Annotated in this window: 23 protein-coding genes; 16 read left to right on the plus strand and 7 right to left on the minus strand. The window is 64.0% G+C overall.

Annotation, left to right across the window (positions count from 1 at the left end):
- Positions 1-35 precede the first annotated feature (35 nt).
- Positions 36-2,264, plus strand: coding sequence for an Ig-like domain-containing protein (locus tag SJI03_RS17340; RefSeq protein WP_322428023.1), 2,229 nt, complete (start codon positions 36-38; stop codon positions 2,262-2,264).
- Between the two features lie 78 nt (positions 2,265-2,342).
- Here SJI03_RS17340 and SJI03_RS17345 read toward each other — a convergent pair whose 3' ends face one another.
- Positions 2,343-3,125 (minus strand): inositol monophosphatase family protein, encoded by a 783-nt coding sequence (locus SJI03_RS17345; protein ID WP_035826389.1) that lies wholly within the window; start codon positions 3,123-3,125, stop codon positions 2,343-2,345.
- 195 nt (positions 3,126-3,320) lie between these two features.
- Here SJI03_RS17345 and SJI03_RS17350 point away from each other — a divergent pair, with 195 nt between their 5' ends.
- From SJI03_RS17350 to SJI03_RS17405, 12 genes are all read left to right on the plus strand, one after another.
- Positions 3,321-4,085 (plus strand): RNA methyltransferase, encoded by a 765-nt coding sequence (locus SJI03_RS17350; RefSeq protein WP_322428024.1) that lies wholly within the window; start codon positions 3,321-3,323, stop codon positions 4,083-4,085.
- Complete coding sequence (locus SJI03_RS17355) at positions 4,082-4,984, plus strand: LysR substrate-binding domain-containing protein (RefSeq protein WP_322428025.1); 903 nt, start codon at positions 4,082-4,084, stop codon at positions 4,982-4,984. Before SJI03_RS17350 ends, SJI03_RS17355 begins: the two co-directional genes overlap by 4 nt.
- A 91-nt stretch (positions 4,985-5,075) precedes the next feature.
- Positions 5,076-6,281, plus strand: coding sequence for an MFS transporter (locus SJI03_RS17360; protein WP_322428026.1), 1,206 nt, complete (start codon positions 5,076-5,078; stop codon positions 6,279-6,281).
- Between the two features lie 77 nt (positions 6,282-6,358).
- Positions 6,359-6,880 carry a hypothetical protein gene (locus SJI03_RS17365; RefSeq protein WP_322428027.1) on the plus strand — a complete coding sequence of 174 codons (522 nt, stop codon included), beginning with the start codon at positions 6,359-6,361 and terminating at the stop codon, positions 6,878-6,880.
- Between the two features lie 7 nt (positions 6,881-6,887).
- A complete protein-coding gene (locus SJI03_RS17370; protein WP_322428028.1) occupies positions 6,888-8,528 on the plus strand; it encodes a GMC family oxidoreductase in 1,641 nt (546 codons plus the stop codon).
- Entirely contained in the window at positions 8,525-9,481 is a 957-nt protein-coding gene (locus SJI03_RS17375; protein WP_099380576.1) for an esterase/lipase family protein, read from the plus strand. Before SJI03_RS17370 ends, SJI03_RS17375 begins: the two co-directional genes overlap by 4 nt.
- A 302-nt stretch (positions 9,482-9,783) precedes the next feature.
- Positions 9,784-13,422, plus strand: coding sequence for an EAL domain-containing protein (locus tag SJI03_RS17380; protein WP_322428029.1), 3,639 nt, complete (start codon positions 9,784-9,786; stop codon positions 13,420-13,422).
- A gap of 136 nt (positions 13,423-13,558) precedes the next feature.
- The gene (locus SJI03_RS17385; RefSeq protein WP_322428030.1) at positions 13,559-14,164 is read left to right on the plus strand and encodes a phasin family protein; all 606 of its coding nucleotides are present in this window, start codon (positions 13,559-13,561) and stop codon (positions 14,162-14,164) included.
- A 138-nt stretch (positions 14,165-14,302) separates the two neighbouring features.
- Positions 14,303-14,974 (plus strand): TetR/AcrR family transcriptional regulator, encoded by a 672-nt coding sequence (locus SJI03_RS17390; RefSeq protein WP_034758777.1) that lies wholly within the window; start codon positions 14,303-14,305, stop codon positions 14,972-14,974.
- A 41-nt stretch (positions 14,975-15,015) separates the two neighbouring features.
- Entirely contained in the window at positions 15,016-15,789 is a 774-nt protein-coding gene (locus SJI03_RS17395; protein WP_099380573.1) for a hypothetical protein, read from the plus strand.
- Between the two features lie 11 nt (positions 15,790-15,800).
- Positions 15,801-16,346, plus strand: coding sequence for a TIGR00730 family Rossman fold protein (locus SJI03_RS17400; protein ID WP_199534519.1), 546 nt, complete (start codon positions 15,801-15,803; stop codon positions 16,344-16,346).
- A gap of 303 nt (positions 16,347-16,649) precedes the next feature.
- Positions 16,650-17,252, plus strand: coding sequence for a PEP-CTERM sorting domain-containing protein (locus SJI03_RS17405; RefSeq protein ID WP_416208760.1), 603 nt, complete (start codon positions 16,650-16,652; stop codon positions 17,250-17,252).
- A gap of 109 nt (positions 17,253-17,361) precedes the next feature.
- Here SJI03_RS17405 and SJI03_RS17410 read toward each other — a convergent pair whose 3' ends face one another.
- The 3 genes from SJI03_RS17410 to SJI03_RS17420 all read right to left on the minus strand — a co-directional run bounded on the left by SJI03_RS17410 (position 17,362) and on the right by SJI03_RS17420 (position 18,977).
- Positions 17,362-17,874 carry a YgjP-like metallopeptidase domain-containing protein gene (locus SJI03_RS17410; protein WP_034758768.1) on the minus strand — a complete coding sequence of 171 codons (513 nt, stop codon included), beginning with the start codon at positions 17,872-17,874 and terminating at the stop codon, positions 17,362-17,364.
- 158 nt (positions 17,875-18,032) lie between these two features.
- Positions 18,033-18,416: a KGG domain-containing protein gene (locus SJI03_RS17415; RefSeq protein ID WP_099380570.1), complete on the minus strand. Its 384-nt coding sequence runs from the start codon at positions 18,414-18,416 to the stop codon at positions 18,033-18,035.
- Between the two features lie 48 nt (positions 18,417-18,464).
- On the minus strand, positions 18,465-18,977 hold the full coding sequence (locus SJI03_RS17420) for a phasin family protein (RefSeq protein ID WP_099380569.1): 513 nt from the start codon (positions 18,975-18,977) through the stop codon (positions 18,465-18,467).
- 345 nt (positions 18,978-19,322) lie between these two features.
- On the opposite strand from SJI03_RS17420, the gene purU reads away from it, so the two are divergent.
- Both purU and SJI03_RS17430 read left to right on the plus strand, forming a co-directional pair.
- A complete protein-coding gene (gene purU, locus SJI03_RS17425; protein ID WP_322428031.1) occupies positions 19,323-20,204 on the plus strand; it encodes a formyltetrahydrofolate deformylase in 882 nt (293 codons plus the stop codon).
- A gap of 39 nt (positions 20,205-20,243) precedes the next feature.
- On the plus strand, positions 20,244-20,786 hold the full coding sequence (locus tag SJI03_RS17430; RefSeq protein ID WP_034786185.1) for a YaeQ family protein: 543 nt from the start codon (positions 20,244-20,246) through the stop codon (positions 20,784-20,786).
- Positions 20,787-20,846: 60 nt separating this feature from the next.
- On the opposite strand, the gene SJI03_RS17435 is transcribed toward SJI03_RS17430, so the two are convergent.
- Positions 20,847-21,632: a head GIN domain-containing protein gene (locus tag SJI03_RS17435; protein ID WP_099380567.1), complete on the minus strand. Its 786-nt coding sequence runs from the start codon at positions 21,630-21,632 to the stop codon at positions 20,847-20,849.
- A gap of 188 nt (positions 21,633-21,820) precedes the next feature.
- On the opposite strand from SJI03_RS17435, the gene SJI03_RS17440 reads away from it, so the two are divergent.
- Positions 21,821-22,456, plus strand: coding sequence for an SAM-dependent methyltransferase (locus SJI03_RS17440; protein WP_034758744.1), 636 nt, complete (start codon positions 21,821-21,823; stop codon positions 22,454-22,456).
- 52 nt (positions 22,457-22,508) lie between these two features.
- On the opposite strand, the gene SJI03_RS17445 is transcribed toward SJI03_RS17440, so the two are convergent.
- Entirely contained in the window at positions 22,509-23,783 is a 1,275-nt protein-coding gene (locus SJI03_RS17445; RefSeq protein WP_322428032.1) for a cytochrome c, read from the minus strand.
- A complete protein-coding gene (locus SJI03_RS17450; RefSeq protein ID WP_322428033.1) occupies positions 23,780-24,505 on the minus strand; it encodes a c-type cytochrome in 726 nt (241 codons plus the stop codon). The genes SJI03_RS17445 and SJI03_RS17450 overlap by 4 nt, the downstream gene beginning before the upstream one ends.
- Between the last annotated feature and the right edge of the window lie 74 nt (positions 24,506-24,579).

A 24,579-nucleotide genomic window follows, 5' to 3' on the forward strand; every position in this document is an offset into this window, starting at 1 on the left:
ATCAAAATAACAGGGAGAAGTGCATGTCAGGATTGATGAGTAACAGTTTGCCGGCGCGCTGGGCGCTGTGTCTGGCTGCCGGCACGGCAGTGACGTTGCTGGCCGGCTGTGGTGGTGGCGGTTCCGGCGGCAGCGATTGCAGCACCCTGGACCCGGGCCGCAATCCGAACCTGCCCGGTTGCGTGGTGCCGCCCGTCACGCCGGTGCTGCCCGTGACGCCTGTCGTGCCCGTGCCTGCGACCCTGGCGCTGAGCCTGAAAGACGGCGCCGGCAAGGCGACTACCTCGGTCGGTCCCGGCAACAGCGCCACTGTGCAAGCCGTCGTGAAGGATGGCAGTGGTGCCGTGTTGCCGGGCGTCCTGCTGACCTTGAACAGCAGCGACAAGAGCGCCATCTTCACCCCGGGGGCGGCCAGCGCCCTGACGGACGCGAATGGCGTGGCCACGATCGTGATCGCGGCGGGCAGCCAGAGCGGCGCTTTTGCGCTGACGGGCAGCGCCACGGTAAATGGCAGCGTGTTGACGTCGAGTATCAATTACACGGTGGTCTTCCCGACCCTGACTCTCGGTGGCGTGGGTGTCGTTCCTGCAAGCCTGTCGGCGGGCGGCACGGCCGGCCTGAGCGTGACGGTGATGAATGGCCCGGCCGTATATGCGCCGGTGCAGTCGGTCGTCTTCAGCTCGCCTTGCGCGACGGCCGGCAAGGCAGCCATCAGCAGCCCCGTCAATACAGTGAATGGCGTAGCCAGCACTTCCTATATCGACAAGGGCTGCGGCGCGCCCGACGTGATCACGGCCAGCACCGTCTTCAATGCCACCACCCTGAGCCAGACGGGCACCCTGACGGTACAGACGGCCAGCGCAGGCCAGATCGGCTTTGTCTCGGCCCTGCCGCAAAATATCGCCCTGAAGGGCACGGGCGGGGCGGGGCGGCAAGAATCGTCCATCGTCACCTTCAAGGTGCTCGACCGGAACGGCAATCCCGTCAGCGGCCATGTGGTCAATTTCGCGCTCAACACGACGGTGGGCGGCTTGAGCCTGAACCCGGCGCAATCGACCACCGGCGCGGACGGCAGCGTCAGCACCACGGTGGCTTCGGGCACCGTGAATACGCCGATCCGCATCACGGCCAGCCTGCAGGGCACGGGCCTGTCGACGGTGTCGGACCAGCTGGTCGTATCCACCGGCATCCCCGAGCAGGACAGCTTTACCCTGAGCACGTCCATGTTCAATACGGAAGGGGAGGACTTTGCCGGCTGTACCGCACCGACGGGCGCCACCATCACGGCGCGCCTGGGCGACCATTTCCACAATCCCGTACCCGATGGCACGGCCGTCAGCTTCTCGGTCGAGGGCGGCACCATCGATGCGTCCTGCCTGACGGGCCTGGTCAACACGACCTTGACGGACGGTACCGTGATTACGCAGAAAGGCGTGCCGGGTTCGTGCAGCGTGCGTTTCTGCCCCGGCAATCCCCGTCCCGCTGACGGCCGCGTGACCATCCTCGCCTATGCGCTGGGCGAGGAAAGCTTTGCCGATGCGAACGGCAACAACCTGTTCGAGAGCGGCGAGACGTATGTCGACCTGGGTGAGCCGTTCCGCAACGACCGCGCCATCGTTGGCAGCAATGCCAATTTGAAGGACGATGCCTACAGCACGGGCAATGCCGTGCGTGCCACTGGCGAAATGAAAATTGATTCGAATGGCAACGGCCTCTGGGACCAGGCCGGCGATGGGCAGTACAACGGCGTGCTGCGCGCGGCCTCCAGCGTCAATACGACGGTCGCCAACACCGTGCACATACGCCAGGCGCTGGTGCAGGTGCTGTCCGGCAGCACGGCGCGTTTCACGCCCCTGGGCGCGGCCAGCATCGACCTGGACAAATGCGTCGATGGCACGCTGTTCGAGAACACGGTGCATACTTTCCAGCTGGCCATCCGCGACAACAATGACACCGTGTTTGTCGTCAATGGCAAGGATGTCACCAAGCGGGTGTTCGACTTGCCCGGCAATCCGCTGCCGGCCGGCACGACGATCAGTTTCGCGTCCAGCAATGGCAGCATCGTCAGCGGCAACAGCTTTGTCGTGCCCAGCATCGACAGCGCCAGTTCCGCCAGCTGGATCTATCCCGTGCAGATGATCAGCGACGTGACCCAGAACGGCACCACCTGCCAGACGAACAGCGTGCGCAACGGCCTGTTGACGGTGACGGTGCGCACGCCTAACGGCATCCTGACGACGGCGTCGTACGGCGTCACGGACTGAGCGCGGGCGGTACGGGCGAAAAAAAAAGCTGCCGGAGGAAACTCCGGCAGCTTTTTTACATCAGCCCTTGCCTGGCAATCAGGCGAATGGCGTCAAGAGGGTAATCATCTGGCCAAAGATCTTCGGGCTGGCGGCGATGACGTCGCCCTTGTACAGGTAGTCCGATTCGCCGCTGAACTCACCGACGATGCCGCCCGATTCCGTGATCATCAGGGCGCCGGCGGCGATATCCCAAGGCTTCAAGCCTTTTTCGTAGAAGCCGTCCAGGCGGCCGCAAGCGACGTAGGCCAGGTCCAGCGCGGCCGAGCCGGCGCGGCGCACGCCCTGGCTGCGTTCGCCCATGATCGCGTACATCTTCAGGTATTCGTCCAGCGCGCGGGCGCTGCCGGCCACGTAGCCGGTGCCCAGCAGGGCGTTCGAGATGCGATCGAGCTTGGTGACGCGGATGCGTTTTTCGTTCAGGTAGGCGCCGGCGCCCTTGGTGGCCGTGAACAGGTCGTTGCGGACCGGATCGTAGATGACGGCTTGCGTGACGACGCCGCGATGCGCGAGGGCGATCGAGATGCAGTATTGCGGGAAGCCGTGGATAAAGTTGGTGGTGCCATCGATCGGGTCGATGATCCACTGATATTCATTCTCGTCGTGCGAGTTGGCGGAAGCTCCCGATTCCTCAGCCAGGAACGCGTGGTCCGGGTAGGCTTTGGACAGCACCTCGATGATGGCTTGTTCGGCCGCCTGGTCGACGTCGGTGACGAAATCGTTATGTTGTTTTTCCGTGACGACGACGCGGTCGAGGTCAAAAGAGGCGCGATTGATGACGGCGGCGCCGCGGCGGGCGGCTTTGATCGCCGTGTTGAGCATTGGGTGCATGTGAGCTTCCGTTAAAAGCACGCGACCGCCCAGCGTCGCCTTTCGGCGCCGGTACGATAGAGTGCAAGAATGAATTAAAGAGCGGAGCGGTGCCGAAGTGGTTAAAATCCCGGCCTGGAGTCAGCGTTTTGTGACTCCGTTTCCCGAAATTTCCTGTATCGATACCGCGCAATAGCGCTATTTTAAATGAATCTGCCCGAAATCAACACGTCTCTTTTCAAACGCCTGCGATTTATTCTTGTCGAAACTAGTCGTCCTGGCAACATTGGCGGCGTCGCGCGCGCCATGAAAACGATGGGTTTTTCCGATCTGGTGCTGGTCAACCCGCGCTTTCCCGACGCCTTGACGGATGCGGAAGCGGTGGCCTTCGCCAGCGGCGCGCAGGATATTTTGTCGGGCGCGCGCATCGTCGGTTCGATTGCCGAGGCGCTCGAAGGCTGCAATTACGCGGCCGCCGTGTCGGCCAGATTGCGCGAATTCTCGCCGCCCGTCACGGCTCCGCGCGCCATTGCCGCGCAACTGGCGGCCGGCGAAGAGCTGCACGCGGCCGTCATCTTCGGCAACGAGCGCTTCGGCTTGCCCAACGAGATCGTCGAGCAGTGCAATGTGCTGATCAATATCCCCGCCAATCCCGAGTATTCCTCGCTGAACCTGTCGCAGGCGGCGCAAGTGGTGGCCTATGAGTGCCGCGTGGCGGCCCTCGGCGATGGACAAGTCGCCAGCCCAGTCGGTTTCCATGGCGACGCGGCCAGTCTGGCGCAGGTGGACGGCATGTATGCGCACCTGGAACAGGCGCTGGTGGCCATCGATTTTCTCGACGCCGACAATCCGAAAAAGCTCATGCCCCGTTTGAAACGCCTGTTTTCGCGCACGGGGCTGGAGACGGAAGAAGTCAATATCCTGCGCGGCATTGCGCGCCATATCCTGGCGGTAGCCAAAAAAGGCCCATGATAGAGACCCGGCTGCTGCGCCAGTTCATCGCCGTCGCGGAGGAACTCAATTTCCGCCGCGCGGCCGAACGGCTGCACATGGCGCAGCCGCCGTTGTCGCAGGCGATATTGCGGCTGGAAGAGGCGCTGGGCTACCCTGTATTCGAGCGCACCAACCGCAAGGTCGCCTTGACGCCCGCCGGCAGCACTTTTCTTGCCACGGCGCGCCAGGTGCTGGCCAGCCTGGAAGAGGGCGTGGCCGCTGCGCGCCGCGTGGCGCAGGGCGTCGAGGGGCACTTGCGCCTGAGTTTCATCCATATCACGCCGTACGCCCACGTGCTCGATGCCTTGCGCGCCTTCCGCGCCGCCTCGCCCGCCGTGCAATTCACCTTGCGCGAAGCGTCGACGCAGCAGCAGGTCGAGTGGCTGGAAAAGAACGAGGTCGATATCGCCCTGCTGCGCGCGCCAGGCCGCAGCACGCCGGGCTTGCGCTTCGAGCGCCTGTCCGGCGAAGACATCGTCGTGGCGCTGCCCTTGAACCACCGCTGCGCGGGGCTGACGCGGGTGGACTTGGCGGAGCTGGCCGGTGACGATTTCGTCGCTTCGCCGCGCGAACTGGGCCAGGGTTTCCACGACCAGCTGGCCAGCCTGTGCCTGCACGCGGGCTTCGTGCCGCACGTGGCGCAGCAGGCGCGCCGTTTGCAAACGGTGCTGGGACTGGTGGCGGCCGGCTTCGGCGTCGCGCTGCTGCCGGCCAGTCTGGCCGCCTGCGCGCCAGCGGGCATGGTCATGCTGCCGCTGCACAGCGATGCGCCCGAGGCGCTGCGCCAGCTCGACCTGTACATGGCGTGGGATCCGCAGCGCACGTCGCCCGTGCGCGAGCGGCTGCTGGCGCAATTGCGGCTCTTTTCCGCCCATTGAGACTTTCAAAGTCTCGTTTCAAGATAAATAAGATATTTTACAGATGATGGTCCAGGGGCCAGCATGGCGTTTTTGATTGTCAGGAACTGCCATGTCCACCATGTCCTCGCGCACAGTGCTGCCGTCCGCCACGCTGCCATTCTCCATTTATCTGCTCTCTCTGTGCAGCTTTGCCTTCGGCTTGTGCGAATTCATCGCCGCCGGCCTGCTGTCTCCCATGGCGCGCGACCTGCACGCCAGCGTGTCGGCGGCCGGCGGCGCCATCGCCGCGTATGCGCTGGGGGCGGCCATCGGCGCGCCCATCCTGACGGCCCTGCTGGCGCGCCTGCCCACGCGCCAGGTACTGGTGGCCACCATGCTCGTGCTGGCGGCCGGCAGCGTGGCCACGGCGGCCGCGCCGGCGCTGGGCGCGCTGCTCGGTGTGCGCTTTGCCGTGGGCCTCGCGCATGGCGTGTTCATGGCCGTCGCCTCGCATGCGGCCACCAGCCTGGTCGATCCGTCGCGGGCAGGAAGGGCGTTGTCCATCGTCTGGCTGGGCCTGACCCTGGCGCTGGCGGGCGGCGTGCCGCTGGGGACGTGGCTGGGAGCCGTCTCGTCGTGGCGCTGGGTATTTGCGGCCATCGGCGTGCTGGCCCTGTGCGGCGGCGCCGGTTTGTACTGTGCCATGCCGGCCGCGCGCCAGCAGGCCGCTGCCGTATCGGCGCTGGCCAGCCTGCGCGCCATCCTGCAACCGCCCCTGCTGCTGGCGGCCGGCGTGGCGGCGCTGGTCAGCGTGGCCACCTTCAGCTTTTTCACGTATGTGTCGCCCTTCCTGCTGCAGCTGGGCGGACTCGATGCGGGCTGGCTCAGTGCCGCCATGCTGTGCTTTGGCGCGTGCGCCATCGGCGGCAACCTGCTGGGCGGCTGGTGCGCGGATCGTCCCCACGCGCTGCGCTCCAGCGTGCTGGCCCTGGCCGCGCTGGCGCTCAATCTGCTGGGGTTTTATGCGCTGCGCGCCCATCCCCTGGCCATGCTGGTCCTGTGCGGCACTTTGGGCTTGCTGTTCTTCGCCCTCGTGACCCTGTCGACCATGCGGCTGCTACGCCTGGCGCAGCAGCATTGCCCGGGCAGCGACGCCGTGGCGGCGGGCCTGAATATCGCCGCCTTCAATGCGGGCACGGCCTTTGGCGGCGCGCTGGGTGGGGTGCTGATCGTCGCCTTTGGCTTGTCCAGCATCGCCATCGGCGGCGCGCTGGCGGCGTTGCTGGCCATGCTGCTGCTGTGGTTCCAGTCGCGCAAACTAGACGCGCCGCTCTAGTTTTTGCGTTCAAACGCCCACTGCCTTTGGCGTACACTGGCCTGCAAAAGGCCGTACAAAACAAGGGGATAGGGGATATGCAACGCAGATCGTTTCTGAAACTGGGCCTGCTCGGCGCCTGTGCGCTGGCCGCCGGCGGCGCCGCATACCGGCTGGTGCGGGGGCCGGCGCCGCCGGGCCGCTTCGTGCTCGACGGCGCAGCACGCGCGGCGCTGGCGGCCATCGTGCCGGCCATGCTGGGCAGCGCGCTGCCGCAGGAAACCCCCGCGCGGGCCACTGCGCTCGATGGCGCCATCGCCGGCGTGGACATGGCCATCCGTGGCTTGCCGCTGGCGGCGCAGCAGGAAGTGCAGGACTTGTTTGGCTTGCTGGCGCTGGCGCCCGCGCGGCGCTTCGTCGCCGGCGTAAAAGATGGCTGGCGCGAAGCGGAGCCCGCCCAGGTAGCCGCCTTTCTGCAGTCATGGCGCACGCACCGCCTGGCCACACTGCAGACGGCCTATCTGGCCCTGCACGACCTGATCCTCGGCGCCTGGTATGCCGATGCCGCCCACTGGGCCGCCATCGGCTATCCGGGACCGCTGCCCGAACTGAGCGCATAAGGCATTCATGAGCACATCTCCCATTCCTGACCCCATCGCCGTCGGCGTGGCCGCCGGCTGGAACGTCACCGACGCCAGCACCCTGGACACCGACCGCACCCTGGAGGCCGACGTGGTTGTCATCGGCAGCGGCGCCGGCGGCGGCGTGACGGCGGAAATCCTCGCGCTGGCCGGCCTCAAGGTGCTGATCGTCGAGGAGGGCGGCTTGAAGTCGTCGAAAGATTTCAAGATGCGCGAAGCGGATGCCTATCCTGCGCTGTACCAGGAATCGGCTGCCCGCAAGACGCGCGACAAGGCCATCAATATCCTGCAGGGGCGCACCGTCGGCGGTTCGACCACTGTCAACTGGACGTCGAGCTTCCGCACGCCGCCCGGCACGCTGGAATACTGGCGCAAGCATTTCGGCTTGTCCGGCTATTCTGTGGATGCCATGGCGCCGTGGTTCGCTATGATGGAAAAGCGCCTGCACGTGAGCGACTGGGCCGCGCCGCCGAATGAAAACAACGACTTGTTGCGCCGTGGCGCGCAGGCGCTGGGCATCCCCACGGCCGCCATCCGGCGCAACGTGAACGGTTGCTGGAATCTCGGCTACTGCGGCATGGGTTGCCCGACCAACGCCAAGCAGTCGATGCTGGTAACGACGATTCCCGCCGCGCTGGCGCTGGGCGCGGGCCTGCTCGTGCATGCGCGCGCCGAGCGCTTTACCTTCAAGGGCGAGCGCGTCGACAGCCTGCAGGTGACGGCGCTGGACGCCGCCGGGCAGGTACCGACGGGCGTGCGCCTGACGCTGCGCGCCAAACACTTTGTGCTGGCCGGCGGCGCGATCAACTCGCCCGCGCTGCTGCTGCGCTCGCAGGCGCCCGACCCGCACGGCTTGCTGGGGCGGCGCACCTTTTTGCATCCGACGGTGATTTCGGCGGGACTCTTCCAGCAGCGCGTCGACGCCTATGCGGGCGCGCCGCAGACGATTTATTCCGACCATTTCCTGCACACGGCGCCCATCGATGGCCCGATCGGCTACAAGCTCGAAGCGCCGCCTTTGCACCCGCTGCTGATGGCCACCACCATGGGCGGCTTCGGCGATGAACATGCGCGCACCATGCGCGAATTCCCCCATGCGCACGCCTTGCTGGCCCTGCTGCGCGACGGCTTTCACCATGAAGCAGTGGGTGGCAGCGTGTCGATCGACAGCTTCGGCGCGCCCGTGCTCGACTATCCGCTCACGCCCTTCATCTGGGATGGCGTGCGGCGCGCGCTGCTGTCGATGGCGGAAATCCAGTTCGCCGCCGGCGCCAAGAGCGTGTATCCCGTGCATGAAATGGCCAGCCATTACACGAGCTGGGCGCAGGCGAAGCAAGCCATCGGCGCCTTGCCGATGAAGGCCTTGCTGGCGCGGGTGGTGTCGGCCCATGTGATGGGCGGCTGCCCCATGTCCGACGATGCGCGCCTGGGGGTGACGCGGGCGGATGGCCGTTACCACGGCGTGCGCAACCTGTCCGTCCACGACGGTTCGCTGTTTCCCACCTCGATAGGCGCCAATCCGCAACTGACCTTGTATGCGCTGGCCGCGCGCCTGGCCAGCGGGTTGGCGCGGGAGTTGACGGGCAAGCCGGCACCCGTTCCCATGTCTGCTGCGACGACGGCATGATCGCGCGCATCCTCAAGTGGCTGATGCTGCTGCAAGTGCTGGCCGTGCTGGGGGTGGCGTACCTGGCCATGCAGGCCTGGGGCATCGCCTCGCCGGTGCTGGCCATGCTGCTGGCGGGCGCCATGCTGCTGGCCGTGCGCGCGCTGGTCGTGGCGCGCAATTTCTGGGACAGCCGGCGCGCCGGCAGCCCCGTGCCAGCGGAACATCAGTTGGGCGCCATGGGCGCCGCGCGCCTGTTCCTGGGCGAGTTGCGCGCCACCCTGTGGACGTCGTCGTGGGGCATGCTGCGTCCGCGCCTGCATGCGGCCGACATCATCACTGGCCAGGGTCTGCCCGTGCTGCTGATCCACGGCTATGTGTGCAACCGCGGCTACTGGACAAAGCTGAGCCGGCAGCTGGCGCGGGCAGGCATCGCGCACGAGGGCGTCGACCTGGAACCGATCGGAGCCGACATCGAGGACTTCGTGCCGCAGGTCGAGCAAGCCATCGCGGCGCTGTGCGCCCGCACGGGCAGCGACCGCGTGATTCTTGTCGCCCACAGCATGGGCGGCCTGGTGGCGCGCGCCTGGCTGCGCCGCCATGGTGCGCAGCGTGTCGCCCGCATCGTCACCATCGGCACGCCGCACCACGGCACGGCGCTGGCCAACCTGGCGGCGGGCGCCAATGCGCGCCAGATGAGCCGCGTCGATGGCGCGCCGAGCGGCTGGCTGGCGCAGCTGGCCGCCAGCGAGACGCCAGAGACGCGTGCCCTGATCACGTCGATGTATTCGCATCACGATAATATCGTCGCGCCGCAGTCGTCCGCGCAACTGCCCGGTGCGCGCAATCTCGCCTTCGGCGGCATCGGCCACGTGGCGCTGGCCAGCGACGCGCGCGTGCTGCGCCAGCTGCTGGCAGAAATCACTATCAAGAACGAAGTCGCCCGGCCCCCTTCCGCCCCCCATTTCGCCTGAGTCCTGTTGTGTTTTATCTGCATGGCAAGACTGTCTCTTTTGACTCTGCTGTTGCCCGTATTTAACAGCGCCAGGGGTAGAAAATGCTGTTTTCCACTGGCGTACTGTATTAAGCTAACGTCAGAAGACAGCCGGCGGAAATTTGCTCCTGGGGCCGCTTGTGCCGTTCCGCAGGCATCCTGCGGACAGATATTTTTCTGGATGTATGGCAAGATGTTGTAGGATTGTTATGTAGATCGCGCAAACGGAAAGTTGAACGCAGGCAGAAAATGAGTCCATGCAGTTTTTATTGGGGGCGCTAATTGTCCGCACGTATCCTGATTATCGAAGATAACGCCACCAATATGGAATTGATGGTGTATTTGCTGCGTGCCTTCGGGTACACGCCGCTGGCCGCCTATGACGGCGAAGAGGGCGTGCGCATGGCGCGCAGCGAATTGCCGGACTTGATCATTTGCGACGTGCATTTGCCCAAGCTCGATGGCTACGGCGTGGTGGCGGAGCTGAAGAAGGACCCGCAGCTGCGCAAGATCCCGGCCCTGGCCGTGACGGCGCTGGCCATGGTGGGCGACCGCGAGCGCCTGCTCGAAGCGGGCTTCAATGGCTACATCGGCAAGCCGATCGAACCCGACCTGTTCGTCGCGGAGCTGGAGTCTTTTTTACCCGGGGCGCCGTCGACGCCAGTTAAAAACGACATAGCCACCATCCTGATCGTCGATGATCATGTGCTGAACCGCGAGTTCCTGACCGCGCTGCTGGGCTACGGCGGCCACCGCCTGCTGGAGGCGGCGAATGGCGCCGACGCGCTGGAATTGCTGCGCACCGAGCGGCCGGACCTGATCATTTCCGACATCCTCATGCCGAACATGGACGGCTACGAATTCGTCACGCGCGTGCATGCCGATCCCGCGCTGACCGACGTGCCCATCATCTTTTATACGGCTACCTACCGCGAGCAGGAAGCGATCCTGCTGGCGCAGGCGTGCGGCGTGCGCTGGGTGCTGCCCAAGCCATCCGACCCCGAGGTCATCGTGCGCACCGTCAACGAGGCGCTGGGGCTGATGCCGGCGGCGCCACAGGTGCCGGCTGCGCCGGGCGCTGGCGGTGCTGCGGCGCCTCCCGCCACGGGCAAGCTGGCCGGCATCGAGCACCAGGTCAGCGGCTACCTCGATGAACTCGAATCGAGCAGCCAGCAGATTTCGCAGCTGGCCAGCCAGCGCGAGGGCCAAGCCGCCATCCCCGAAGACCTGGGCGTCATGACGGAGCGCCTGTCGCGTTCGCTGTCCAGCCTGCAGGCGGTCAGCCTGCGCCTGACGGCCCTGATCGAGCTGGGCATCGAGCTGGGCGCCGAACGCGATCCGCGCGCCCTGATCGAGGCGGGCTGCAAGGTGGCGCAGAATATCTGCGTCTCCAAGTACGCCTGCATTGGCGTGCTGGAAGAGGGCGCCGAAAAGCTCAGCTATTTTTCCTCGTGCGGCGCCGAGAAAAACCTCGAGCGCATCGCCAGCGCGCCGCGCACGGGTATTTTGAACCGCTTGCTGGAACAGCGCCAGCCCTACCGGGTCAATGGCTTGAAGGGCGACCCCGGCGCGCTGGGCTTGCCCGACACGCATCCGCCCGTGCATTCCTTCCTGGGCGTGGCCATCGCCTCGCGCGAGCGCAGCCACGGCTGGCTGTACCTGGTCGACAAGCTGGGGGCGAATGAGTTTTCCGAAGTCGATGAGCGGGTCGCCGCCACGGTGGCGGCGCAGATCGCCGTCGCCTACGACAACCTGCTGCTGTACGACGAAATCAAGCGCCATCACGAGCAGCTGACCCTGGACATGGCGGCGCGCATCCGCCTCGATGAAGACTTGCGCCGCTTCCGCCTGGCGATGGACGCCACGGCCGACGCGATTTTTCTCGTCGACCGCGCCGGCATGTGCTTCGTCGACGTCAACCAGACGGCGTGCCGCATGCTTGGTTTCGAGCGCGAGGATTTCCTGCGCGTGGGGCCGGGCCACGCGCACGAGGGAGAATCGCAGCTGGAAGAGCTGTACAACAAGCTGCTGGCGGGCGACCAGGGCGGGCCGATGACGGAATTGCAGCTGCAGCGCAAGGACGGTTCGCCGCTGTCGGTGGAAGTGCAGCGGCGCACCCTGCGCTCGGGGCAGAGCTGGATCCTGGTAGCCGTGGCGCGCGACATCACCGAGCGCAAGGATGCGGAGCAGCGCCTGATGAAACTGGCCCATTTCGACACCTTGACCGGCTTGCCGAACCGCAGCCAGTTCTATGCCTCGCTGACCCATTCGCTGACCCAGGCGGCCGAGCACCAGTGGGCCGTGGCCGTGCTGTTCATGGATATCGACCGCTTCAAGAATATCAACGATACCCTGGGCCACACCATCGGCGATGACCTGCTGCGCCAGTTTTCCAGCCGCCTCGTCGACTGCCTGCGCGTGCGCGATACCATCGGCCGCTTTGGCGGCGATGAATTTGCCACCATCCTGGTGCTGCCCGACGGCGCCCAGCATGCCGTGGGCGTGGTCGACAAGATCCGCGAAGCGATGCGCAAGCCCTTCGACTTGCAGGGGCATGAAGTGACGGTGACGGTCAGCATCGGCATTTCCGTGTACCCCGACGACGGCGTCGATGCGGACACCCTGATTCAATATGCCGACACGGCCATGTACCGCGCCAAGGAAGCGGGCCGCGATGCCTTCCGCTTCTTCACGGCGGAAATGAACGCGCAGTCGATGGCGCGGCTGGACATGGAAAATGCCCTGCGGCGCGCCATCGACAACGAAGAATTCGTGCTGTTCTTCCAGCCCAAGGTGAATATCATTTCGGGGCGCATCAGCGGCGCCGAGGCGCTGATACGCTGGCGCCGCCCCGGTCACGGCATGGTTTCGCCGGCCCTGTTCATCCCCCTGCTGGAAGAAACGGGTCTGATCGTGCGCGTGGGTAACTGGGTACTCGACGAGGCGTGCAAGAAGATCAGCGAGTGGGGCGCCAGCAGCATCGGGCCCGTGCACCTGTCGGTGAACGTGTCGGGCATCCAGTTTTTCGTTGGCGGCCTGGAAGAGGAAGTGCTCAAGGCGATCCGCAAGTACGATATCGCGCCGGAACTGCTGGAGCTGGAGCTGACGGAAAGCTCGCTCATGTCGAATGCCGAGGAAACCATCGCCGTATTGCGCAATCTCAAGGCGCTGGGCATCCAGATTTCCATCGACGATTTCGGCACCGGCTATTCCAGCCTGGCCTACCTGAAGCGCTTCCCCATCGACAAGCTAAAGATCGACATCGCCTTCGTGCGCGAAGTCACCAGCAATCCGGACGACGCGGCCATCGTGCTGGCCATCATCAGCATGGCGCACAGCATGAAGCTGGAAGTGATCGCCGAAGGCGTGGAAAACGATGCGCAGCTGGCCTATTTGCGACGCCATGGCTGCGACGAGATGCAGGGTTATTATTTCAGCCGCCCCGTGCCGCACGAGGAATTCGAGCAGATGCTGATGGGTGGCAAACTGCTGCAGGCGCCGCAGGATGCCGCTGGCGAAGAGCAGCAAACCTTGCTGATCGTCGATGACGATGTTTTCATGCTCGACGTGCTCAGTGACTTCCTGGCGCAGGATGGCTACCGCATCCTGACGGCGCAGACGGCCGCCGAGGGTTTCGATATCCTGGCGCGCCACAAGGTGCAGGTGATCCTGTGCGACCAGTGCATGCCGCTCATGAGCGGCACCGAATTCATGGAGCGGGTCAAGCACCTGTGCCCCGACACCTTCCGCATCATGTTGTCCGCCTTTGCCGACCTGACGCCCATCATGGCGGCCATCAACCGTGGCGCCGTCGACCGCTTCTACACCAAGCCGTGGAAAGGCGCCGTGCTGCGCGAGAATATCCGCGAAGGCTTCCGCCTGCACAAGCTGCTGCATGGCCAGGTGAAGGCAGCGGCCTAGGCGCTTGCCGCCGCGTGCGCTGGCGCACGTTGAGTAGCAGCTTTCCATCGAATTAGACTCCCGTCTCTAGTTTTGCTCACTAGAATAAAAAGTATCCATGAAGTGGTATGGCCTTTTCAATTGACGGGAGCTGGCGATGGTGAAGAAACTGAAGGAACTGGCGGAAGACAAGGAATTGGCGAACGCCGTGCGCTCGTCCGCGCAGCAGATCTGGCAAGCGGGCCTGGGCGCCTTTGCCAAAGCGCAGGAAGAGGGCGGGCGCGTGTTTTCCAAGCTGGTGAAGGAAGGCACGGAATTCCAGAAGCGGGCCGAAGACAAGGTGGCCGATGTCAGCGACAGCGTCAGCAAACTGGCCGATGGCGTGGGCAAGCAGGCCAGCGGCTCCTGGGACAAGCTGGAACAGGTGTTCGAAGAGCGCGTCGCGCGCGCCCTGGCCACCATCGGCGTGCCCACGCAACAGGACCTCGCCGCGCTGCACGCGCAGATCGACGCCTTGAGCCGGCAAGTGGCGGCGTTGTCGGCCAAGGCCGCGCCAGCGCCCAAGCCGAAGGCTGCGGCCAGGCCCGCCGTGAAGGCGGCGTCGAAAACCGTACCGAAAACAGCACCAAAAGCCGCGCCGAAAGCGGCCGTCGCCAAGGCTCCGGCCAAGCCGGCGGCCAGGGCCGCGCCGCGCGCCGCAGCCAAGCCGGCGAGCAAGCCGGCGGCGAGACCGGCGGCGAAGAAAAAAGCGCCGGCCGCCTGAGCTGGCGCCGCATCCCCCCAGCCTGCGCGAGCAGGCTTTTTCTTGCCCGTGCTTTTCGCCGGCGGCTAAGGGCGGAGTGTTTCATTCCAGCTATCTTAGGTGGTATGCTTGAGGCAGAACACAGAGAGATTGCCCGCCATGCTACAAAAAGCACCACGCCGTACCCGCGAACGCATCCTGGAGTTGTCGCTGCGCCTGTTCAATGAGTTTGGTGAGCCGAATATCACGACGACCGTGATCGCGGAAGAGATGAACATTTCGCCCGGCAACCTGTACTACCACTTCCGTAACAAGGACGATATCGTCAATTCGATCTTCGTCCAGTTCGAGGCGGAAATCGAGCGCATCCTGACCGTGCCCGACGGGCGCCGCTCGAATATCGAGGATGTCTGGCTGTATTTGCACCTGATGTTCGAACTGATCTGGCGCTACCGCTTTTTCTATCGCGACCTCAACGATTTGCTGTCGCGCAACCGCAAGCTGGAATTGCACTTCAAGCTGATCCTGGCGCACAAGATCAAGGTCGCCACGCAGCTGTGCGAAGACTTGCGCAGCGAACAATCGCTGGAAGCATCGGACATGGAAGTGGCCGCGATGGCGACGAATATGGTGGTCGTTGCCACCTACTGGCTGTCGTACGAGTATGTGCGCAACCCGCGCAAGTACAGCGAGCAGCAATCGATGTCCGATGCGCTGGCGCGCGGCTGCTACCAGGTGCTGTCCCTGATCGGGCCGTATTTGCGCAATGAAACGCATTTGCTGTTTCGCAAACTGTCGGAAGAGTATGTGACCAAACTCAAGAACGACTGACGCGGCTGCTGGCGCCACGTCGTCATTTACAGGAGAGATATATGGCTTGGAAACAATTTCCTTATCCGGACGAAGCATATGTCTACACGCCGCAAACCCTGGAAGCGGCCTGGGCGCGCCTGCATGCGGGCGACGTGGAGCCGTTTCCCACCCACCCTGCGCTGGTGCAAGCCTGGCTGGCCTTCCATGCGGGCGACTTCGAGCGCGCCGTGAAACTGGGCCTGGCCGTCGGCGTGCCCGGCTATGCGGTGGCGCACAAGGCGACTTGCATCTATGCCACGCACCTGGAAGTGGACGACAGCCGGAAACTCGACATGTACGAGGAAGTGGCCGAGCGCTGCGAGCGCCAGCAGAGCGAGCAGCCGGACAATCCGGCCGGCTACTACTGGCATGCCTACAGCCTGGGCCGCTACGCGCTGGGCACGTCCGTCGTCAAGGCCCTGGCGCAGGGCATGGGCGCGCGCGTGCGCAATAGCCTGGACCGCACGATGACGGTGGCGCCCATGCATGCGGAAGCGCATATCGCGTTTGGGATTTATCATACGGAAATTATCGACAAGGTCGGCGCCATGATAGGCGGCTTGACCTATGGCGCCAACAAGGAAGATGGCTATCAGCATTTCAAGACGGCGCTGGCCCTGACGCCGTATTCGGCGCTGGCCCACAGCGAATATGCACGCGCCTTGAACATGCTTGATGGAAAGAAAAAGCTGGCGGAAGCGCTGGCCCTGTATGAAAAGGCGGCCGAGTGCGAGGCACTGGACGCCAAGGAGCGCCTCGAGGTCGAGGCGGCGATCGATGAATTGAAAGGGTAGGGATTACTGTGATCAAGGCTTTATGTGTGTATTGCGGCGCCAACGCGGGCGTCTCGCCGGACTATGCCGTGGCGGCGCGCGAACTGGCGCGCGTGCTGGTGGCGGAAAATATCTCGCTCGTGTATGGCGGCGGCAAGGTGGGCCTGATGGGCGTGATCGCCGACGAAGTGCTGCGCCTGGGCGGCGAGGTGACGGGCGTGATTCCTACCCAGCTGGTCGAGCGCGAAGTGGGCCACACGGGCTTGACGCGCCAGTTCATCGTGAAGGACATGCATGAGCGCAAGGCGATGATGGCCAGCCTGTCCGACGCCTTCATCGCCATGCCTGGCGGCTATGGCACCCTGGAAGAGCTGTTCGAGATGCTGACCTGGGCCCAGCTGGGCTTGCACGCCAAGCCCATCGGCTTGCTCAATGTCGACCGTTTTTATGACGGCTTGATTGCTTTCGTGCAAAACGGCAAGGAGCAGGGCTTCATCCGCCCGCAGCACGCGGCGTTTCTGAATGCCGACGCCGATCCGGCGACCCTAGTACAGCGACTGAAGGATTGTGTGCCGTAAATTTTCTTTGTGGAATCTCATCCAGAACCATGCATTGTGAAGTGCATGGTTTTTTTATTTCTGCACGGGAAAATTGATCAAGCTCAACAAACTAATTAATATAAATATGGCCAGAATATTTCTCTAATAGCATGTTTTTTTGAAAATCAAGATGCTTTTTATGCATGAATGTGTTCTACTGCACTTGTTCAAAAGACAGGCATGTCGGACACCCAGCGAGGCGCCTCCCATTTCCCGCTACGACGCCTAGGTATTGCAAGTTGCCACAACCTCGCTACTTCATCATCTTGAAAGGATGCTATTGTGAAACCAATGACTCTCTTGCGCGCGACCGCTGTCGCCGCCATTCTCGCCGCTGGCGGCGCCCACGCACAAACCACCACCATCGGCTTCGATGCGCTGGAACATCCCGGCATCCTCGGTTCCGTCTTCAACTCCTACTCCGAAAGCGGCTACGATTTCGACAGCAGCTTCCTGGGCCTGTTGAGCTCCGCACATCAAAGCAACTTTGCCTATGCAGGCTCGGCCGGCCTTGGCGCCACCTTGCTGACGACGACAACCTTGAGCCGTACCGATGGTGCCGCTTTCTCGCTGAGCTCGATCAGTCTGGCTGACTTCGTGAGCCTGCCTGGCCCCTACGACGTGACCTTCGTCGGCCACCAGGTGGGCGGCGGCACGGTGACGCAGACCTTCAGCCTCGATGGCAGCCATAACTTCAGCGATTACACGTTCACGGGCTTCAACAACCTGCTGTCGGCATCGTGGAAGGAAGGCGCCTTGCACACCTTCCAGGTCGACAATATCGCCGCCAGCGTGAGCGCCGTTCCGGAACCTGCCACCTACGGCATGATGCTGGGCGGACTGGGCCTGCTGGCCTTCCTGCGCCGCCGCAAGAACGCCGCCTGAATCTGAACTTGCTGCCGGCCCCGCCGGCGCATACGAAACAATGCCGCCCAGTGGATACCCCGGGCGGCATTGTTTCGTGGACGTCAGTCGGGACGTTATGGCCAGGACTTCATGACCACAGGCGCTGGCCGGACAGGTCGAGCTGGGTCAGGTACAGGCGCACGTCGAATTCGTACTGGTGGTATTGCGGTTCCATATACGTGCACAGCTTGTAGAACGCCTTGTCATGCTGTTTTTCTTTCACATGCGCCAGTTCGTGCACGGCGATCATGCGCAGGAATTCCAGCGGCACTTCCTTGAACATGGTGGCCACGCGGATTTCATGCTTGGCCTTGAGCTTGCCACCCTGCACGCGCGAGATCGAGGTATGCAAGCCCAGCGCATGCTGGATCACATGGATCTTGCTGTCGAACGCCACCTTGTTGATGGGTTCGGCATTGCGCAGGAATTCATTCTTCAAGTCCTGCACATACTGGTACAAAGCCTTGTCGTTGCGTACATCGTGCGCGTTCGGATAGCGTTTCAACAGGACGTCGCCCAGCTTGTCTTGCGCGATCAGTTGCTGTACTTGCGCTTGCGTTTGTTCGGAATAGGCGCTCAGATATTTCAGGGATGGCTGCATGCGGGGAAGGGCGGGACGGGGCGCGGAGGTGTCGGTAAGGCGAGAATGTACCATACCGCCGCGCCCCGCGCTGCGCCAGCCCTGGCACGGGGCCGCCAGGGCTGGTCGTGCCTGTCTACGTCAAGCCCCGCGCTGCCGGGGAAACCCGCGCAGCCTGGTCAGCCCTTGTCGTCTTCGTCCTTGCCGCCTTGCCGGCCAGTGCTGTCGCTGCGCGCCGCCGTGCTGCTGCGGTTTTCATTGGCGCGCTGGGCCGATTGCCGGCTTTCGCCGCCCTTGCGGCCGATTTCCGCCATGTGTTCGCGGTTGCGGCTGACGGCTTCGCCCCCTTTCTGCCCGGCCCGGCGTGCCTCTTCAGAGTCGAATTCATGCGCCGTGCCCTTTTGATGGGCTGCCTGGCCGCCCTTGCTGGCGATCTCGCGTTGCTGTTCTTCATTCATGGCGGCGAAACCGCGCTTGCCCGTGCCTTTGCCGCTGCCCGCTTCGCCGGCTTTCTGGCTGCTGCCAGCGCCTTTGCCCTGTTCATTACCTTGATTGCTAGCCATGTCGCTCTCCTTGCTGTCGAGTGGGGGTCAAGTGGTACATTCCAGTGCTCAATGCGCCTGATCGGATTGCCTGCCGGTATCGCGGCTGTGGCCGGCGCCATTGCGGTGGCCCGTGGCGTGCATTTTTTCGATCATTTCACGCTGGCGCTGCGTGGCTTTTTCCGTTTCCTCGGCCGTCTTGCGCACCACTTCGTCGGCGAAGGCCACGGCCGTGCGGCTCGTTTCGGGCAGGTGGTTCTCTGCCGTGCGGTTCATCTCGACATTGGCGTTGGCGACGAGGTTGCCGAGTTGCTGCTGGTATTGCTGCAGCTTGTTGCTGCTCGGCTGCAACTGGGCCGCGGCCAGCGACATGAACTCGCCCGTGTCGCGCGCACACAGCAGTTGCTGGCTGGCGCTGCTCCACTCTTGCAGCAAGTCTTGCGCCAGCCGCAGATGCAGCTCGCTCAGGTGCTGCACCGTATCGAACATCTTGCGCGATAGTTCCGTGGCGAAATTGCACTGGGCCTCCAGATGGGACTTCAGGGCGGGGCTGAAACTGGGGGAAATACTGTTTGTGAACATGTTCTACCTCAATGAAAAACGGATCCAGGAAACACCCGGTGCACCGGATGCGACGTATGCTGAAACAAGCAAAGGGATAGACGCCGGATGGCGTGCCAGGTTCCACGCCAGATACCCGTTTGGCGTGAGAATGGGGCCTGGCAGGTGGAAAAATGCGATGACTTTGTGCCAGATCAAATGAACGTCAATCGGCTTGCCGCCGCCGGCAGCCATGCTGCTTGTGTGGAAAATGCAGGTTTACAGGCCCGGCCGTGCGACAATAGCCCGCTCGCGGCAGCGCAGCCGATGGCCGGCGCGCGTGGCTGAGCCGAGCATAGCCCACCTTTTTTGCCTTATTCCGCGACCATGACGCATCCCGAATACATCCTGACCCTGTCCTGCCTGGACCAGCGCGGCATCGTGCACCGCGTGTCCGGCTTCCTGGCCGAACGCGGCTGCAACATCCTCGATTCCGCCCAGTTCGGCGACCAGGAATCCCAGCTGTTCTTCATGCGCGTGCATTTCGCGCTGGAAGATGGCGCCGTCAGCGACGCCCAGTTGCGCAGCGACTTCGCCGACCTGTCGCAAGCCATGCAGTTGAATGGCCCCTTCCACGGCCAGTTGCACGATGCGCGCGTGAAGCCGAGCGTGATGCTGATGGTGTCGAAGATCGGCCATTGCCTGAACGATTTGCTGTTCCGCTACAAGAGCGGCTTGCTGAACGTGGAAATTCCCGCCATCGTGTCGAACCACATGGAGTTCTACCAGCTGGCGGCCAGCTACAATATTCCGTTCCACCACCTGCCGCTGGCGGCCGGCGCGCCGGAAGCGGCCAAGCTGGCGCAGGAAGCGAAGATCATCGACTTGATGGACACGCACAAGATCGACCTGGTGGTGCTGGCGCGCTACATGCAGATCCTGTCGCCCGGCCTGTGCCAGGCGCTCGATGGCCGCGCCATCAATATCCACCATTCCTTCCTGCCCAGCTTCAAGGGCGCCAAGCCGTATGCGCAGGCGCATCACCGCGGGGTCAAGCTGATCGGCGCGACGGCCCATTTCGTCACGGGCGACCTCGATGAAGGCCCGATCATCGAGCAGGACGTCGAGCGCGTCGACCATGCGATGGATGCGGAAACCCTGACGGCCATCGGCCGCGACGTCGAGTGCGTGGTGCTGGCGCGCGCCGTGAAATGGTTCGTCGAGCACCGCATCCTGAAAAATGGCGACAAGACCGTGGTTTTCCGCTGATACCGACTTCACTATTCACTTTACCGAGACAGATACACGATGGCCCTCAAAGCAACAATTTTCAAAGCCGATCTGCAGATCGCCGACATGGACCGTAATTACTACCAGGATCACGCGCTGACCCTGGCGCGCCACCCGTCTGAAACGGACGAGCGCATGATGGTGCGCCTGCTGGCGTTCGCCATCCACGCCGACGAGGCGCTGACGTTTACCAAGGGTCTGTTCGATACGGAAGAGCCGGACCTGTGGCAGAAAGACTTGACGGGCGCCATCCAGCTGTGGATCGAAGTGGGCCAGCCCGACGAAAAGCGCATCTTGAAAGCGTGCGGCCGTTCGGAACAGGTCATCGTCTACAGCTATGGCGCAACCAGCCACATCTGGTGGAAGCAGATCGCGAACAAACTGGAACGGGCGAAGAACTTGACCGTGATCAACTTGCCCTCCGAGGCGGCGCAAGACATGAGCAAGCTGGCGCAGCGCAGCATGCAGCTGCAATGCACGATCCAGGATGGACAGATCTGGCTGACGGACAGCGTCAACACGGTCCTGATCGACCGCGAACCGGTGAAGCCGGCCCGCTGATTTGACAGTTTGAAATGCAAAAAAGCCCGGATCGCTCCGGGCTTTTGTCATTGCGAAGGATTAATTCGGCGTTGCGCCCAGGCGGCGGATGCTGCTGGAGCGCTGCATGCTGCGGCTGATGCGCGGGTCGCCGTAGTAGCTCACTTCGCCCGAGCCGCCGATGCTGATGGTCAAGTCGTCCTTGGCCCACACTTGCGCCTCGCCCGAGCCGCCGATGCTCACCTGCACTTCGCGCGCGGCCAGGCGGCCCGCCTGGATATTGCCCGAGCCGCCGATGGAGGCCGTCAGTTGCTCCGTCTTGCCGCTGGCCTTGAAGTTGCCGCTGCCGCCGATGGCGATGGAGACCTGGCGGCTGTCGAGCTCGCGCGCGTTGATGGAGCCGGAGCCGCCCACGTCAAAGCGCAGATTCTCGGCGCGCAAGCCCGTTGCCGTGATGTTGCCCGAGCCGCCCACGCTGATGCGCTCGACCTGGCGCGCCTGGATGACGATGGTCAGGCTGCTCTGGCGGAAGTTGGCGTTGCGCTTGGCGGGGCGGATGCGCAAGGTGCCGTTTTCCACGGCCGTCTCGATCAGCGGCAGGATATTGTCGTCGGCTTCGATGGTGACGCTGTCCGTGTTGCCGATGCGCAGCTCGACCGTGCCCGGCACGTTCAGCGCCACGGCATGGAAATTTCCCACTTCGCGCGTCTGCTTTTGCAGCTTGCCGCTGCCCTGGATACTATTGCCGGAAATCCAGTCGAGCGGCGACGCCAGCGCCGGCGCGGCCGGGATGGCCAGCGCGCAGGCGGCCAGCAGCAGGGCGGTGGCGGCGCGGGCATGGCGTGGGTGGAAAAGTGTCGGTGTCATTCTTGCTCCCTGTTTGGAATTGGTATACTTGCATGGTATGCCAGCCGGCCGCGCCTGCGTACCGCGCTGCGACAGACTGCGCCAGCGGTGGCATGGAATGCAGGAGGATGCGACAGGATGGCATGAGGTATCATGCCGGTATTGGACATACGACGACCGGTACGCGCCGGTCACACTACTGGAATTACATGCTGATCATCACCATCAAACAGGGCAAGGAAAAGAGCTTGCTGGGCCAATCGTGGATTTACGCGTCCGCGATTGAAAAAGTCGAAGGCAAGCCGCAGGAAAAAATGAAGCCTGGCTCGACGGCCATCGTGCAAAGCTCGTCCAAGCAATTCATCGCCCGCGCCGCCTACAATTCGAAGTCGCAGATCCGCGCGCGCATCTGGAGCTTCAAGGAAGACGAACCGGTCGACCACGCGCTGATCAAGCGCCGCGTCAAGGCCGCCATCGAGAAAAAACTGCCGGCCATCAAGAAGGCGGGCGAAAACCAGCTGTTGACCCTGATCAAGGGCGAAGACGAAGGCTTGCCGGGCCTGGTGGTGCAGCTGTTCGGCGGCGTGCAAGGCTACCTGATCTGCGAATTCAACGCCGGCGGCGTCGACGCGTGGAAAGTGGCCATCGTGCAATCGCTGATGGCGTCCACGGGTTGCGCCAACGTGTACGAGCGCTGCGACGACCTGATGCGCAAGGGCGAAGGCTTGCCCCTGATCGATGGCGCCCTGGCCGGCGAGGAACCACCCGATGAAGTCATGCTGACGGACAACGGCGTGCGTTATGCGCTGGATTTGAAGACAGGACACAAGAGCAAGTTCCGCTGAGGACTGCTGTTGAAGATGAAAAAACCGGCGCTGGCCGGTTTTTTCATGCCTGTTACTCCAAGGGCACGCTGCGGTATTTGTTGACTTCCAGGGCCGACACGGCCGGCGCATCATTGCCCCACGACGCGCGCAGATACGTGACCACGGCCGCCACTTCCGCGTCATCCATGACGGGGCCGAACGGCGGCATGCCGTAGGGGCGGGGGTTGCCGCGGGTGCCGGGCGCGAAGCCGCCGTTGAGCACGAGTCGGATGGCGTTCACGGCCGACTCCGTTGTCAGCGCGCGGTTGCCGGCCAGCGGCGGGTAGCCGGGCGGCACGCCCTTGCCATCATCGCGGTGGCAGCTCGCGCATTGCGCCTCATACAGTTTCGCGCCCAGCGCCAGTTGCTGTCTGGCTTGCTCCGACGTGTCGCGCGGCGAGCGTTGCGCGGGCTGCCCGGGACCGGGCAGGCTTTTCAGGTAGACGGCCATCGCCTGCACGTCGGCGTTGCTCATGTGCTGCAAGCTTTGCCGCACGACTTCCGCCATGGGACCGAAGACGGTGGCGCGCGGCGACACGCCCGTTTGCAGCAATTCCACGATATGCGCCGTGTCCCAGTCGCCCAGGCCCGCTTCCGCATCCGACGTCAGCGAGGGCGCGTACCAGCCCAGCACGGGAATCAGGCCGCCCGACAGGCCGTCGTCGCTGCCACCCAGGGTGGTGCGGCTGCTATGGCAGGCGCTGCAGTGGCCCAGGCCCTGCACCAGGTAGGCGCCGCGGTTCCATTCCATGCTTTTGCCCGTCAGCGGCTGGTACACGCCCGGCTTGAAGTACAGGGCGCGCCAGGCGGCCAGCGCGACCTGCTGGTTGTAGGGGAAGCGCAGCGCGTGCGGCGCGTTCGCCTGTTTGTGCGGCGGCACGCTCTGGAAATACGCGTACAGGGCGTCGCTGTCTTCGCGCTGTACCTTGGTGTAGTTGGTGTACGGAAAGGCCGGATACAGCAGCCGGCCATCCTTCGACTTGCCGTTGTGGATGGCGCGCCAGAAATCGTCGGCCGTCCAGCTGCCGATGCCCGTTTCCTTGTCGGCCGTGATGTTGGGCGAGAGCACCTTGCCGAACGGCGTCTGCAAGGCGCGGCCACCCGCATACGCCACGCCGCCGCGCGTCGTGTGGCACGCCATGCAGTCGCCCGCCTTGGCCAGGTAGGCGCCGCGCGCGACCAGCTGTTCCTGGCTCAGGGTGCTGGCCACGGCAGGCGGGCCCAGGTCGTCGCTCGGGTACAGCAGGAATTTGGCGCTGCCGCCGGCGATCAGTACCAGGCCGGCCGCGATCATCCACTTTTTCATGGCGCCACCTGCGCACTGGAGCCCGGCACGCCACCGCAATGCAGCGGCAAGGGCAGGGCGATGCTGCTGGCGGGGCGCGCGTCGGCGCTGGCCACCTGCGTGCCCAGCCAGGCCGAGACGGCGCCCACGTCCGCGTCCGACAGGCGCTGCGCCACTTGCGCCATGCAGTCGGGAGCGTGGGCGCGACGGATGCCGTTTTTCCAGGCGCCCAGCTGGGCGTTGATATAGTCGCGCGGCAAGCCCAGCAAGCCGGGGATGGCGGGCGCCACACCGGCCAGCTGCTGGCCGTGGCAGCCGATACAGGCGGGGATTTTTTTGCCGGCATCGCCGTGCAGCACCAATTGTTTACCCCGCTCCAGGGCCGTCGTGCCGGCGCTGCTGGGCTGTGCCGGCGGCGGAGCCGGGTGCTGTGCCGCAAAATAGTCTGCAATTTCGCGCAGGTAATCGTCAGGCAAGTGTTCCACCATATAGTTCATCATCGGATACTGGCGCCGTCTCTCGCGAAAGTTCAGCAGCTGGTTGTACAGGTAGCCTGAAGGTTTGCCGGCGATGCGGGGAAAGAAGGCGTCGTGCTTTTCCTGCTGCGCATGACAGGCCGTGCACGCCGTGATGCGCTGCTCCAGGCTGTCGTGGCTGGCGGAGATGGTGGCGGGCGCGGCCAGCGCCATGCAGGGCAAGGCGGCCAGGGCCAGCAGCAGCACGAGGGGGGAATGCAGTAGCATGGGAAGTCGCATGGGAAAAATCACCTGTCTCGTCGGTGGGAATGGCGTGCCGGTGTTGTTGCCCGGATATTGTT

The sequence above is a fragment of the Janthinobacterium sp. GMG1 genome (genome assembly GCF_034427795.1).
Taxonomy (GTDB): Bacteria; Pseudomonadota; Gammaproteobacteria; order Burkholderiales; family Burkholderiaceae_D; genus Janthinobacterium.